At 61.9% G+C, this 13451-nt stretch carries 12 protein-coding genes; 9 read left to right on the top strand and 3 right to left on the bottom strand.

Going from position 1 to position 13451, the window contains the following annotated elements; all coding sequences use genetic code 11:
• Positions 1 to 77 precede the first annotated feature (77 nt).
• The 9 genes from phnG to GSQ75_RS10910 all read left to right on the top strand — a co-directional run bounded on the left by phnG (position 78) and on the right by GSQ75_RS10910 (position 7252).
• On the top strand, positions 78 to 527 hold the full coding sequence (phnG, locus tag GSQ75_RS10950) for a phosphonate C-P lyase system protein PhnG (protein ID WP_158754892.1): 450 nt from the start codon (positions 78 to 80) through the stop codon (positions 525 to 527).
• Positions 524 to 1102, top strand: a complete 579-nt coding sequence (gene phnH, locus GSQ75_RS10945; protein ID WP_158754890.1) for a phosphonate C-P lyase system protein PhnH — start codon at positions 524 to 526, stop codon at positions 1100 to 1102. Before phnG ends, phnH begins: the two co-directional genes overlap by 4 nt.
• A complete protein-coding gene (locus GSQ75_RS10940; RefSeq protein ID WP_158754888.1) occupies positions 1103 to 2203 on the top strand; it encodes a carbon-phosphorus lyase complex subunit PhnI in 1101 nt (366 codons plus the stop codon). It abuts the gene before it with no gap.
• The gene (locus GSQ75_RS10935) at positions 2200 to 3039 is read left to right on the top strand and encodes an alpha-D-ribose 1-methylphosphonate 5-phosphate C-P-lyase PhnJ (RefSeq protein ID WP_158754886.1); all 840 of its coding nucleotides are present in this window, start codon (positions 2200 to 2202) and stop codon (positions 3037 to 3039) included. Before GSQ75_RS10940 ends, GSQ75_RS10935 begins: the two co-directional genes overlap by 4 nt.
• A complete protein-coding gene (gene phnK / locus GSQ75_RS10930) occupies positions 3036 to 3806 on the top strand; it encodes a phosphonate C-P lyase system protein PhnK (RefSeq protein WP_158754884.1) in 771 nt (256 codons plus the stop codon). The genes GSQ75_RS10935 and phnK overlap by 4 nt, the downstream gene beginning before the upstream one ends.
• On the top strand, positions 3803 to 4549 hold the full coding sequence (gene phnL / locus GSQ75_RS10925) for a phosphonate C-P lyase system protein PhnL (protein WP_158754882.1): 747 nt from the start codon (positions 3803 to 3805) through the stop codon (positions 4547 to 4549). The genes phnK and phnL overlap by 4 nt, the downstream gene beginning before the upstream one ends.
• A gap of 23 nt (positions 4550 to 4572) precedes the next feature.
• Positions 4573 to 5721, top strand: a complete 1149-nt coding sequence (locus tag GSQ75_RS10920) for an alpha-D-ribose 1-methylphosphonate 5-triphosphate diphosphatase (RefSeq protein ID WP_158754880.1) — start codon at positions 4573 to 4575, stop codon at positions 5719 to 5721.
• A 492-nt stretch (positions 5722 to 6213) separates the two neighbouring features.
• Positions 6214 to 6597 (top strand): HU family DNA-binding protein, encoded by a 384-nt coding sequence (locus GSQ75_RS10915; protein ID WP_158754878.1) that lies wholly within the window; start codon positions 6214 to 6216, stop codon positions 6595 to 6597.
• Between the two features lie 118 nt (positions 6598 to 6715).
• Positions 6716 to 7252, top strand: coding sequence for an HIT domain-containing protein (locus tag GSQ75_RS10910; protein ID WP_158754876.1), 537 nt, complete (start codon positions 6716 to 6718; stop codon positions 7250 to 7252).
• Between the two features lie 154 nt (positions 7253 to 7406).
• Here the strand turns inward: GSQ75_RS10910 and GSQ75_RS10905 are convergent, their stop codons facing one another.
• The 3 genes from GSQ75_RS10905 to GSQ75_RS10895 all read right to left on the bottom strand — a co-directional run bounded on the left by GSQ75_RS10905 (position 7407) and on the right by GSQ75_RS10895 (position 13425).
• The gene (locus GSQ75_RS10905; protein WP_158754875.1) at positions 7407 to 8219 is read right to left on the bottom strand and encodes a hypothetical protein; all 813 of its coding nucleotides are present in this window, start codon (positions 8217 to 8219) and stop codon (positions 7407 to 7409) included.
• A gap of 930 nt (positions 8220 to 9149) precedes the next feature.
• Positions 9150 to 10559, bottom strand: a complete 1410-nt coding sequence (glnA, locus tag GSQ75_RS10900; RefSeq protein WP_158754873.1) for a type I glutamate--ammonia ligase — start codon at positions 10557 to 10559, stop codon at positions 9150 to 9152.
• A 301-nt stretch (positions 10560 to 10860) separates the two neighbouring features.
• Complete coding sequence (locus tag GSQ75_RS10895; protein ID WP_174236722.1) at positions 10861 to 13425, bottom strand: TonB-dependent receptor; 2565 nt, start codon at positions 13423 to 13425, stop codon at positions 10861 to 10863.
• Between the last annotated feature and the right edge of the window lie 26 nt (positions 13426 to 13451).

The raw sequence follows: 13451 nt of genomic DNA, 5'->3' as shown, positions 1-13451 counted from the left end.
TGGAATGTGTCGCATCGGGTCAGTACGACCCGGTCTGTCTAGATAACTAGACATTTGTGACAAGCAGAGGAACACGCATGGACACCCCCACCCACCTGGCGCGCGCGCAATGGATGTCGTTGCTGGCGCAAGCCGAGCCAGCCGAGCTGGCCCAGGCCATGGAATCGCTGACGCCGCCGGCCGCTGCCACCACCTGGCTGCGACCGCCGCAGACTGGCCTTTACATGCTGCGGGGCCGGGTTGGCGGCACCGGACCGCAGTTCAATCTCGGCGAGGTCAGCGTGACCCGCTGTAGCGTGCAGATCGGAGAACGCATTGGCCACGCGTGGGTACGCGGCAGCAACAGTCATCACGCCGAACTGGCAGCTTGCGCCGATGCATTGCTGCAGGATGCCGGGCAACAGCCGCAGTTGCAGGCACAGGTATTGGAGCCGTTGCGCCACTCCCTCGATCAACGCCGCGCGACCGCCAGCCGAAAGGCCGCGGCCAGCAAGGTGGAGTTCTTTACCGTGGTGCGGGGCGAATGATGCTCGCCGCCTTCGCCCACCCCGTATTCGATAGCCAGCGCAACTTTCGCGAGCTGCTCCAGGCCATGGCTCGCCCGGCCGCTTCGCGCGTCGTGCCGGTGCCGGCCGCGGCACCTGCCCCGGTCTTGCCGGCAACCATGGCCGTCCTGCTCACCTTGTGTGATGCCGATACCGCACTTTGGCTGCAACAGCCCAATGAGCAGGTGGCATCGCATCTGCGCTTCCATGCCGGCGTGCGGCTGGTGCAGGAACCGGCCGAGGCGGATTTTGCGCTGATCACCGAACCGTCCTCGATGCCTGCGCTGACCCGGTTTGCCCATGGCGACCTGCGCTACCCGGATCGTTCGGCCACCCTGATCGTGCAGGTCGATGGCTTTCACGAAAACGACGGTTGGCGCTTCGCCGGCCCCGGCATCCGCGATGTCGAACAGCTGGCGATCGAAGGCCTGCCAGCCGGGTTCTGGCAACAGCGTGCCGCGATGAGCGCGCAATTGCCGCTCGGGGTCGACCTGATCTTTATCTCTGGGGAGCGCATGGTCGCGCTGCCGCGTACGACCCGCGTTTTGGAGGATTGAATGTACGTTGCCGTTAAAGGCGGCGAGCAGGCCATTACCCGCTCGCTGCAATTGCTCGCCGAAGCACGTCGTGGCGATCTGGCTACTCCCGAGTTGACGCTGGATCAGATTCGCCAGCAGCTGCGCCTGGGCGTTGCCCGCGTCATGCAGGAAGGTTCGCTGTACGACGAGGAGCTGGCGGCGATGGCGATCCGCCAGGCCGCTGGCGACATGCTCGAAGCGATTTTTCTGCTGCGCGCCTATCGCACCACGCTGCCCCGCTTTGGCTACACCCAGCCGCTGGATACCAATGCGATGCGCGTGCACCGTCGCGTCTCGGGCACGTTCAAGGATGTCCCCGGTGGCCAGGTGCTCGGCCCTACCTATGACTACACCCAGCGTTTGCTTGAGTTCGAATCCACTGCGCCGGTTGAGCCGATCGAGGCCACCGAACCGCTGCCGGATGCCATGCCACGGGTACTCGATCTGCTGGATGCCGAAGCCTTGATCGAACGCATTGATGCCGGTGGCGATCCTGAACCCATCGACCTCACGCGTGAGCCGCTGATGTTTCCGGCCGATCGCGCCACTCGACTGCAGAACCTGGCGCGCGGCGACGAGGGCTTTCTGCTGGGCATGGCCTATTCCACCCAGCGTGGTTATGCCGAAAGCCACCCTTTCGCGGGCGAAATCCGCATGGGCGAAGTCGACGTGCTGATCTGCCCGGAGGAGCTTGGCTTCACCATCGAGATCGGCTCGATCACCCTGACCGAGTGCCAGATGATCAACCAGTTCCATGGTGGCAACGGTTTGCCACCACAGTTCACGCGCGGCTATGGCCTGTGCATGGGCGAAGGCGAGCGCAAGGCGATGTCGATGGCGCTGGTCGACCGCACGCTTCGTTGCGACGAACTCGGCGAACCTTCTTACGCGCCGGCGCAAAACCAGGAGTTCGTGTTGTCGCATTCGGACAACGTGGAAGCCTCCGGCTTTGTGCAGCACCTGAAACTGCCGCATTACGTGGACTTCCAGGCTGAGCTGTCGCTGCTGCGCACCTTGAGCGCGCAGCACGCGCACCGCGCCAAGGATGAGGAAGCAGCTACTCAGGAGACCTCGTCATGACGTCGAACTACAACTTCGCCTTCCTCGACGAAAACACCAAGCGCATGTTGCGCCGCGCCCTGCTCAAGGCAGTTGCGATTCCCGGCTATCAGGTGCCGTTCGGCAGCCGCGAGATGCCGCTGCCCTACGGCTGGGGCACCGGTGGTATCCAGCTCACCGCCGCGTTGCTGGGCCCGGATGACGTGCTGAAGGTGATCGACCAGGGCGCCGACGACACCACCAACGCGGTGAATATCCGCCGCTTTTTCGCCCGCGTCGCCGGGGTAGCGACCACCGAACGCACGACCGAGGCGAGCGTGATCCAGACCCGCCATCGCATTCCTGAAACACCGTTGCGGGAAGATCAGATCCTGGTGTTCCAGGTACCCGAGCCGGAACCCCTGCGCACGCTCGAGCCGCGCGAGGCAGAAACCCGCACCCTGCATGCGCTGGCCGACTACGGATTGATGCACGTGAAGTTGTATGAAGACATCGCCCAGTACGGGCATATCGCCACCAGTTACGACTATCCGGTCCTGGTCGACGGCCGCTTTCTCACGTCGCCGTCGCCCATCCCCAAGTTCGACAATCCCAAGCTCGACCACTCGCCGGCGCTGATGCTGTTTGGCGCAGGCCGTGAGAAGCGGCTGTATGCGATTCCGCCCTACACCCGAGTCGAAAGCCTGGCGTTCGAGGACCACCCGTTCGAGATCCAGCGCTGGGAACACCAGTGCGAACTGTGTGGATCGGATGAAAGCTATCTGGATGAGGTGGTGGTGGACGATCGTGGTTCGCGCATGTTCGTCTGCTCCGACACCGACTTTTGCGGCCAGCGTCGCGCGGAGCAAGCCGCATGAGCGCCTTGCTGCAAGTACGGGGCTTGAGCCATCACTACGGCCAGCGGATCGGCTGTCAGGACGTGAGCTTCGACCTTCGTCCGGGTGAGCTGCTGTGCATCGTCGGCGAATCGGGTTCGGGTAAATCGACCCTGCTCAAAACCGCCGCGGCACAACTCGCTCCAAGCGCCGGTTCGGTGCGTTACCGCCAGCGCGATGGCGACTGGCTGGAGCTGGATGAACTGAGCGAGGCCAACCGCCGTCGCCTGGCCCGCGAGGAATGGGGCTTCGTTACCCAGAATCCTCGCGATGGCCTGCGTCTCAACGTCAGCGCGGGTGCCAACGTGGCCGAACGATTGATGGCACTGGGCATGCGCAATTACGGGCAACTGCGCGATATCGCCCGCGGCTGGCTGGAGCGGGTCGAGATCGATCCGTCGCGGATCGACGATGCGCCGACGGCTTTTTCCGGCGGCATGCAACAGCGCCTGCAGATCGCCCGTACCCTGGTCACCCAGCCGCGGCTGGTGTTCATGGACGAGCCGACAGCCGGCCTCGATGTCTCGGTGCAGGCACGCATTCTCGATCTGCTTCGCCGGCTGGTGAACGAACTCGGACTCGCCGCGGTGATGGTCACCCACGATCTCGCCGTGGCACGCCTGCTGGCCGCACGCACGATGGTGATGCAGGGTGGCCGCGTCGTCGAAACCGGGCTCACCGATCAGATTCTCGACGATCCGCAGCACCCCTATACCCAATTGCTCGTTTCCTCGGTGCTGACCACATGACCGCTGCTGCCCTGTCTGGCTCTGCCATCGCCGCTTCCGCCACGTCCCCGTCGCCCATGCTCGAACTACGTGGCCTGGGCAAATCGTTCGAACTGCATCATCAGCACGGCGCCCGTCTCGATGTGCTCGATAATGTCGAGCTGACCCTGCATGCCAGCGAATGCGTGGTGCTGTCAGGTCCATCCGGTGCGGGCAAGAGCAGTTTGCTGCGGGTGATCTACGGAAATTATCGGCCCAGCCGTGGCGCAGTACGCGTGCGCCACGACGGTGACTGGCTCGATCTCGCCGAGGCCACACCGCATCAGGTACTCGAGGTGCGGCGGCGCACGCTGGGCTATGTCAGCCAGTTTCTGCGGGTGATTCCGCGTGTGCCGGCGCTGGACATCGTTGCCGAACCGCTGATCGAAGCGGGATTGTCCACGCCGGAAGCGCGGCAACGCGCCAGCGCGCTGCTGCATCGGCTGAATGTCCCCGAGCGCCTGTGGCAACTGCCGCCAGGCACCTTCTCTGGTGGCGAACAGCAGCGCGTGAACATCGCCCGTGGCCTGATCGTGTCGCGCCCCCTGCTCTTGCTGGACGAGCCGACGGCCTCGCTCGATGCCGACAACCGCGTCGTTGTCGCCGAACTGCTGGAAGAAGCGCGTGCTGCCGGCTCCGCCGTGCTGGGCATCTTCCACGACGAGGACATGCGCGACCGCGTTGCCACTCGCCTGTTTCCGATGCGCCCTTTCCAGATCGCCTGATTTCAACTCATCGGCTACCCCTAATGAATACAAATGATTTCGTTCTGACCAACGCCCGCATCGTGCTCGACGATCGCGTCGTGCATGGCACCCTGATTGTCCGAAACGGCTTTATCCGACTCGTGGATGAAGGATCGACACAGGCACCGGGCGCCATCGATTGCGATGGCGACTACGTGATTCCCGGCCTGATCGAACTGCATACCGATAACCTGGAAAAGCATCTGATGCCGCGCGCCGGGGTGCTTTGGCCGGCGCTTCCGGCCGTACTTACCCATGATGCGCAAGTCGTCGCCGCCGGCATCACCACCGTGTTTGACGCCTTGTCGGTGGGCGATCTGGAAGAGGAAAGCGTGCGCATCGAGACCTTGCAGGGCACCTACGATGCCATCCTCGCCGGCCAGGCCAGCGGCGCACTGCGCGCCGATCACTGGATCCACCTGCGCTGCGAACTGGCCTACCCGCGCCTGCTCGAGGCACTGGAGCCACTGATGAACCACAGCAGCGTGCGCCTGCTGTCGTTGATGGATCACACCCCGGGCCAGCGCCAGTACCGCGACATCCAGCAGTACCGCAAGTACTACAGCAAGAACCACATGAGCTGGACGGAAGACGAATTCACCGACGTGGTGACCCGCCGAACCGATCAGCAGGCCACTTACAGCAAGCGTCATGAAAGCGCCGTGCTATCGATGGCGCAGGGCAGGGATATCGTATTGGCCAGCCATGACGATACCGATGCCGAGCAGGTGGAGTATGCGCATCGCATCGGCGTGACCATCTCCGAGTTCCCGACCACCCACGAAGCTGCCGAAGCGGCACGCAAGCTCGGCCTGGCCACGGTCATGGGCGCGCCCAACGTGGTACGCGGTGGCTCGCACTCCGGCAATGTCGCCGCGCTGGAACTGGCCCAGGCCGATCGTCTCGACCTGCTGTCCTCCGACTATGTGCCGGCCAGTCTGCTGCACGGTGCCTTCATGCTGCACACCCAGGCTGGCTGGTCCATGCCGCGCGCCATTGCCACGGTGGCAGGCAATCCTGCCAAGGTGCTTGGCCTCAACGACCGCGGCCAGCTCAAGTCCGGCTATCGGGCGGACGTGGTGCGCATGCGGACGGTGGATGGGTTACCCATCGTGCGCAATGTCTGGGTGCGGGGCGAACGCTCTTTCTGAATTTGTGCGTGGAACCATGGCTTGTCCGCGCCAGGAAAGCAGGCTCGGCTGGCAGCAAATGCGCCAGACAGCGCACGCGCAGCATGGCTTCAAACAGGGCATAGTGCGCTCGCGGAAAGGCGACAAGTTGCTGTTCTACCGGGACTTGTGCGAACCATCGCGTCGGTTCCCGCGGAAAAATTCTTGCTCCCGGACATGCTTTGACGCGAACTCTGATGCTCTGACCGCGCAACCATGTGTTGCGCCCCAATGTGCGGGAATAGCATCCCTCTGGAAGAGCGCCTGCTTGGCATCGATGGGTGCTGAAGGCATGGCGATGGCGACCCTCGCCTGATGGTTTGCCACCTTTTGGCTGTCTCGATCACTCGATCGCAGGTCGCGGGATTTCCATCTAGACCGTTATGCCAGTTGGCCCCGCCATGGATTTGCCCTACATTCCGCTTGCCGAGAAAGATTCCGGCGCTTCATCCACCGAACCGCATAGGGAAACGTATGTCGAAGATCCAGAAGAAGGTCGTGAAGAAAGCAGCCCCGAAGGTTGCTGCCAAGCCGGTTGCTCCCAAGCCGATCAAGGATGCGCTGAGCAAGTCAGGACTGGTTGCACATATCGCCGAGACGAGCGGCGTAGCAGCCAAGGACGTGCGCGCGGTACTCGCAGCGCTGGAAGGTGCAGTTGTGGGATCGGTTCACAAGAAGGGCCACGGTTCGTTCACCCTGCCCGGCCTGCTGAAGATCTCCGCCATCAGCGTGCCGGCCAAGCCGAAGCGCAAGGGCATCAATCCCTTCACCAAGGTTGAGCAGTGGTTCGCCGCCAAGCCGGCCACCGTGAAGGTCAAGGTGCGCCCGCTGAAGAAGCTCAAGGATGCGGCTGCCTGAGTGATGAACAAACAGACGCGGTGACTTCGGTCACCGCATCTGTTGCCGGACCGCTTCATTCGCAAGGAACGACCCGGTCTGATCACTGCGGTCCCGGGCGCAACGCTTGAGGATCCATATGAGATATCTGCTCGGCACGATCGTTGCCGCATGCATGCTGTACTCTGTGCCGGCTCTTGCGTGGCCAGACCATGCCACGACGGCTGCGCCGGCAACAATGGATTCGGCGAACTCCCACTACGACCTGCAGAATCCCTTCGCCAGAATCCTCCGCGGCGAGTTGCCGGCGGACAAAGTCTACGAAGACGCGTACGTGCTGGCCTTCCTGTCACTCGACCAGAAAGCGCCCGGGCATGTGCTAGTGATCTCGAAGACCTCGAAAGCACGCAACATCATGGAAATATCCCCGCAGGATCTGGTACGGGTAATGCTCGTCGCGCAGCGGATCGCCAAGGCCGAGCGCATCGCACTGCACGCTGACGGTGTGGTGATCCAGCAAAACAATGGCGCCGCCGCCGGGCAGACCGTGTTCCATCTGCATGTGCACGTAGTGCCTTACTGGAACGCTGCGCCACCATCGTTTGCACAGGACGCGCAGGGGAAACTGGATCGCAAGGCGATCGCTGCAAGGATTGCTGCTGCGATCCGTGATTGATGGCCGCCGCGACTCACCGAGGCGTCGCGCGACTGCAAAACGCCAGCAGCGGGAGTCGACCGGCCGACTTCGGCCAAAGGCGGTCGTTTGCTCTCAAGGCATAAACCAACCGGCAGAGGGGGCGCCGCCCCTTTTTGTCCTGCACAAAGCTTCTTCACTCGCACCATAGCGCGGAATGCCTCAGCGTCGGCTTGATGCACGGCTTACCGTCGCCAGCAGATGGCGTGGGGAGCGGCTCGCCGGGTTTCCACAGGCCGAGCTGCCTTTCGATATTGGGCATTTCTGAGTCGATCACCGCCAGCGTGTTGCCATCGTTGTAGCGGGTGGCGCTGCGGTAGCGAAGTACTTGGCGATAGGCTCCCGCACGGGACAGCGTATTGACCACGATCCAATAACCGTAAGGAGGATGTTCCTGCGGCTCGGCGGTGATCACGCTGCCGCGAAGCGGCCCATCGGCGATGAAACGGATCTCTTGGTTGTTGTTGTGGCCAGTGCTCTTCCTATAGACGCGTCGGAATTCATCGTGGCCAGAGTCGTAGTCAAGTAACTGGGTGGCTACGATCTGATCTCCATCTCCGGAATTCAGGCTGCCGGTGACAAGCAAAAGAAGTGGTGCGGCCTTCGGCCCCTGTGGATAGACCACCTTGGCGGTGAGCAGATAGTGGGGTTCCCACGCAATGGCATAGTCTGGTGTTGGGGCCCGGAGCGGAGGGGTGACCGGATCAGACAGGCATGGGCCCGTTGGGCCTCTTTGCAGGCATAGGGTGAGTGCGCCAGGCGCATCATTCTCGCCGTAGTCCTTGACCGGCATCCCCTCAATCACGACCAAGCGCCAAGGCGAACGAGTATGGAACATCTTTTCCAGGTCGAGCTGCATGCTCTGCGGAGTCGGGTGGACTGTCGGCGATGATGCGGCTGGACTCTGTGCGATCGCGGTGGTACTCATCAGCCCTACCGCCAGCGCCATCACGATAGTGCTCCGATTGTGCATCGCCGCCCCATAAGTTGTCCTAATGAATCGGCATGGTAGTCCAAAAAAAGACCCTAGCTATTCAAGCGAAGATGCATGAGCGAGCGACCGTTTAGGGTTGAAAGCGCCCATAAATGAACTTCAAGACGCCGCCGGAGCGCGGACCCTACTTTCTTCAGTGGCACCGGTACAGCGTGTCCCCGACCTTCTTCAGAAGATGCACATTCCGCTCATGATGGTCGGACCAAAGTTACACGAAAATTTGGTCTTGAATGGGACCGGCAGGAGTGTCTATGGTCCCCCGGTCGAATGCATACAGTCGCTCTGCACCAACGGGAAGAGGGCCTCTAGCACACATGCCAAGGGAACCATCAAACTCCGCAATGAACCTAAGGTCATCGGACAGTTGTCGCGAGATGACACTGGTTTTATCGGGCCTAAGGTTCATGGCATCTGGCAGGTTCGGGTGCCTACTGATCATGAAATCGATGATTCCATCATGGCCGGAAATCCTGCCATCTACCGCATCAATCCCGATGTGCGGGCTAACAACCACCCCTGGAAGGATCTTCATGCACACCGGAAAATACCTGCTGATAGCCTCTGACCCCGATGTGGCGTGCGCCAACCCTCCCTGCAGAGCCGAAAACACCAGCACGAAGCACAAAGAACGTTTCAGCATGACTATAGGCACAGCAAACTCATGTGGATTTTCTGGCCCGTTACGATCCTCCGAAGAGTGTCGGCTTTGGGTTGCGGATTCAGCCGGATGGTCAGCCGGTTGGTGATGTCGGTCAAGTTGTGTAGCGATCCTGATCAGCTGTGCTGGCAATGATTGGTCAACAAGCTTGCAATCTACACGTGACTACAAAAGATAACGGGCGCCGCAGCGCCCGTTATCTTTCATACATCGCGATATCGACCCGATCAGATCGCGTAGTACATCTGGAACTCGATCGGATGCGTGCTGGCGCGGTAGCGGGTGACCTCCTTCATCTTCACTTCGATATAGGCATCGATGAAGTCGTCGGTGAACACGCCGCCGGCCTTGAGGAAGTCGCGGTCCTTGTCCAGCGCTTCCAGCGCCTGGTCGAGACTGGAGCAGACCTGCGGGATGTTCTTCTCCTCTTCCGGCGGCAGGTCGTACAGATCCTTGTCGGCCGGCGCGCCCGGGTCGATCTTGTTGAGGATGCCGTCGAGGCCGGCCATCATCAGCGCGGTGAACACCAGGTAGCCGGAGTTCATCGGGTCGGGGAAGCGCACCTCGATGCGGCGGCCCTTCGGGCTGGCCACGTACGGGATGCGGCAGCTCGCCGAGCGGTTGCGTGCCGAGTAGGCCAGCATCACCGGTGCTTCGAAGCCCGGCACCAGACGCTTGTAGCTGTTGGTGGTGGAGTTGGCGAACGCGTTAATCGCGCGAGCGTGCTTGAAGATGCCGCCGATGTACCACAGCGCGGTCTGCGACAGGCCGCCGTACAGATCGCCGGCGAACAGGTTCTCGCCGTTCTTCGCCAGCGACTGATGCACGTGCATGCCACTGCCGTTGTCGCCGACGATCGGCTTGGGCATGAAGGTGACGGTCTTGCCGTTCTGGTGGGCGACGTTCTTGATGACGTACTTCATCGTCATCAGTTCGTCGGCCTTCTTCACCAGCGTGTTGAAGCGCACGCCAATCTCGCACTGGCCGGCATTCGCCACTTCGTGGTGATGCACTTCGACCTTCTGGCCGAGCGACTCCAACACCTTGCACATGTCGGCGCGCAGGTCGCTGAGCGAGTCGACCGGGCTGACCGGGAAGTAGCCGCCCTTCACGCCCGGACGATGACCGGTGTTGTCACCGTCGTACTTGTAGCGCGAGCTCCACGCCGCTTCCTGCGAGCCGATCTCGTAGAACACGCGGCCCATGTCGTTCTGCCAGCGCACCGAGTCGAAGATGAAGAATTCCGGCTCGGGACCGAAGAACGCGGTGTCGGCGATGCCGGTGGATTTCAGGAACGCTTCGCCACGCTTGGCGATCGAGCGCGGGTCGCGGCCATAGGCCTGCATGGTCGACGGCTCCAGCACGTCGCAGTGCAGGATCAGCTGCACGTGCGAGCTGAACGGGTCGAGGTGGGCAGTGTCCGGATCCGGCATCAGCACCATGTCCGATTCGTTGATGCCCTTCCAGCCGGTGATCGAGGAACCGTCGAACATCTTGCCGTCCTCGAACGTCGACTCGTCGATCGCGTGGGCCGGGAAGGTGACGTGGTGATGTACGCCGAGCATGTCGGCGAAGCGGAAGTCGACGAACTCGACCTCGTGTTCCACGATCAGATCGAGCACTTTTTGAGCAGACATGGCGGAGCCTCACAGGGAAAGGGATATCGCTTTAGAGCAAGCCCCGTGCCATGACGTGAAATCGTTGTGGCACAAGCGCTGGCGCGGTAAACGGGTATGGAAGACGCTTACGGTAGCACCAACACAATACGGATGGATGATAGATTTTGCACCGTTATGGTGCGTTTGGTCATGCCGCCCAGGGACGCTGGTTTCGAGGTCTCCCCCAGTCTGTGTAGCACAAGCGTTTAGCGTCCGAACCCACGAAAAAAGCCCCGGCTCACGCCGGGGCTCTCATCCCACGTGACAGGTCGCCGATCGCCTAGAAGTCCTGTTTGAAACGGATGCCGATCGTGCGTGGCTGGCTGAAGCCGGTATAGACCTGCCCATCGGGGTATTGCGGCACCACATCGTGGGCGCCGCAAATCGTCACGCCGCACTCGGTGAACTTGTACTGCGCCGCGCGCGTGTCGAACGCGTTGTCGATGTAGACGTCCACCGACCAGCTCTTCCTCTGGATACCTGCGGAAAGGTCGAGGGAGTTGTAGGAAGGGAGATTGCCGAGCAGGTTGCGCTCGACCAGTCGCAGGTCCGTGGTGCGTTCACCCACATGCACGAGCGCGCCCTGCACGAAGGCGTCATTGCCAGCCAGGTCGAAGGTATAACGCGCGATGAGGTTGCCCTTGAAGCGTGGCGTGATCGGCAGCTGGGTACCGGTGGGGGCCTGTGGTCCGGTCACGGCATCGCCCGTCTGCGGGTCGATCGTGCCCGCCGGGCAATAGGTGACCGGGGTACCGGCGGCATTCGTGAACCCGCAGTAGTTCGCGGTCAGCTTGGCGTCGTACAACGCGACGCCGGCACTGAGATTCAAGTTGTAGGTCGCCTGCCAGTTCAGCTGGGACTCGAACCCGTCGATGCGCGCCGAATTGGCGTTCTCGATGATGGTCAGGCCATTCGGCCCCAGGATGTTGAACTGGAAGTGGTTCCAGGTTTCGCGGAACACCGCGCCGTTGAACGACAGCCGGTTGTCGAACCAGGAGGTTTTCCAGCCAAGCTCGAGGTTGGTCAGGAAATCCGCCTGGTAGGGCGGCAGATCGCCGGCGCGGTTGACGCCACCCGGACGGAAGCCCTCGGACCGGGTCAGGTAGAGCATCTTCGTGGGCGAGATATTCCAGGTCAGGTTGTACTTTCTGAGCGAGCCGCTTTCCTTCACCGACTTGTTGAAGTCCAGACACGGGGCACCCTCGAATGGATCAGGTGAGATGCAGCCGGCCTGACCATACGTCGAGTCCGGCGAAAAGCCGCTGCTGAAGCCGTAGAAGCCGTACAGATCGTTGCGGGTGCGGAAATAACGATCACCTACCGTAGCGGTGAGCACGTCGGGGATGAAGTCGAAGGACAGTTCGCCGAACAAGGACTCGTCGCGGTCGTAGCGCATCTGCTTGGTCAGCCAGATAGTGTTCGGCCAGCCCGGTACGGACAGCGAGTCAGCCAGTCCGTTGATCTGGTAGTCCTGCATGATGTCGTGCTTTTGTTTCTGCCAGAACGCGCCGGCCACCAGCCGCAGGCGATCGTCGCTGGGTGAGGCAAGGCGCAGTTCGTGGCTGTTGTTGGTGTAGGCATCCCGGTCGGTGATGTACTCGGACGGATTGATCAGGGCGCCGCTGTTGTCGTGGATATACGCGCCGTACTGGAGCAGGGTGTCGTACCAGAACGAGTAGTCGTTGTAGTCGGTTTGCTCTTCCTGGTTGCGCTTGAGATGGGCATAGGAATAAGTCAGATCGAAGTTGCCGATCTTGCCCTGCACGGTCAGCGCGCCCTGCCACCAGCGGTCATCGACGCGCTCGGGGTAGAAGTGGGTCACCGCCAGACTGCCGATGGCTGGATCGCTGGCAAAGGTGCCATGCGAGATCGTCTGCTGCCCCATCAGGGTCGGACTGATTGACCAGTCGTCGTTGAGATCCACTTTCAGCGCCGCTCGCGCACCGTTGGTGTTGACGTCGTTGTAGTCGTTTTTGGCGTGCCCGACGCATTGGAGACTCGAGCTGGGCGAATTGTTATCGCTTGGTACGCAGCCAGGTTCATTGCTGACGGTGATGCCGGAAACCGGGAACGTACGCGTGCCGGCCACGTTGTCGATGTAACCGGCATCATGCTCGTGCCAGCCGACCAGCCGAACCGCCGCGTCGCTGCTGAGCGGCAGATTGAGCATGCCTTCGATGGTATCGCCGATGCCACCGTGATCGACCTGATCGGTGCCGACGGTGTAATTGGCCGCAAAAGCGCTGGGATCGGGCTTGTTGGTGATGATGCGCAAGGCGCCAGCCTCGGCGCTCGCGCCATACAACGTACCCTGTGGGCCGGCCAGAACCTCGATGCGGGCAATGTCGTACATGTGGATGTCGAGCGGGCCCTGGATCGTGGTGACCGGCTGGTCGTCCAGATACACACCGACGCTCGGCTGCGAGCCGGAATGGTTGGTGTTGCCGCCGCTGGCCACGCCACGCATGTCGATGGTGGCGAAGCCGGGGCCGGTGGCGATGCCGCCACCGCCCTGCTGGAACGTGACGCTGGGCAGATACTTCACGTAGTCGTTGAAATTCTGGACGTGCAGCGCCTCGAGCTGATCCGTCTCCAGCACATTGATGCTGATCGGCACCTTCTGCAGGTTCTCGGTGCGTTTCTGCGCGGTCACGTTCACCACGTTCAAGGTCGTGGTCTTCGGTTTTGTTGCCGGTGTCGCGGGCGCGGTCGACGATGCGGGCGGCGTGGCGTCCTGCGCGAAGGCAGGCGCGGCCACGGCCAGACAGATCGCCGCGGCAAGCGGCAAGCGGACCAGGCGCACTCGTTGCGCCCTCGTTATTTTTTTGGATCTGTTCGCGTGCATAAGCTCCCCTCTCTAGTCCACGACAA

The sequence above is a fragment of the Dyella sp. S184 genome, assembly GCF_009766065.1.
GTDB lineage: Bacteria > Pseudomonadota > Gammaproteobacteria > Xanthomonadales > Rhodanobacteraceae > Rhodanobacter.
Note: the sequence above shows the minus strand (reverse complement) of the source record. Positions and strands in the feature narration are given on the sequence as shown.

Coding starts and splice junctions, on each gene's coding strand:
- phnG (WP_158754892.1), top strand. CDS start 78: ATGGACACCCCCACCCACCTGGCGCGCGCGCAATGGATGTCGTTGCTG.
- phnH (WP_158754890.1), top strand. CDS start 524: ATGATGCTCGCCGCCTTCGCCCACCCCGTATTCGATAGCCAGCGCAAC.
- GSQ75_RS10940 (WP_158754888.1), top strand. CDS start 1,103: ATGTACGTTGCCGTTAAAGGCGGCGAGCAGGCCATTACCCGCTCGCTG.
- GSQ75_RS10935 (WP_158754886.1), top strand. CDS start 2,200: ATGACGTCGAACTACAACTTCGCCTTCCTCGACGAAAACACCAAGCGC.
- phnK (WP_158754884.1), top strand. CDS start 3,036: ATGAGCGCCTTGCTGCAAGTACGGGGCTTGAGCCATCACTACGGCCAG.
- phnL (WP_158754882.1), top strand. CDS start 3,803: ATGACCGCTGCTGCCCTGTCTGGCTCTGCCATCGCCGCTTCCGCCACG.
- GSQ75_RS10920 (WP_158754880.1), top strand. CDS start 4,573: ATGAATACAAATGATTTCGTTCTGACCAACGCCCGCATCGTGCTCGAC.
- GSQ75_RS10915 (WP_158754878.1), top strand. CDS start 6,214: ATGTCGAAGATCCAGAAGAAGGTCGTGAAGAAAGCAGCCCCGAAGGTT.
- GSQ75_RS10910 (WP_158754876.1), top strand. CDS start 6,716: ATGAGATATCTGCTCGGCACGATCGTTGCCGCATGCATGCTGTACTCT.
- GSQ75_RS10905 (WP_158754875.1), bottom strand. CDS start 8,219: ATGGCGCTGGCGGTAGGGCTGATGAGTACCACCGCGATCGCACAGAGT.
- glnA (WP_158754873.1), bottom strand. CDS start 10,559: ATGTCTGCTCAAAAAGTGCTCGATCTGATCGTGGAACACGAGGTCGAG.
- GSQ75_RS10895 (WP_174236722.1), bottom strand. CDS start 13,425: ATGCACGCGAACAGATCCAAAAAAATAACGAGGGCGCAACGAGTGCGC.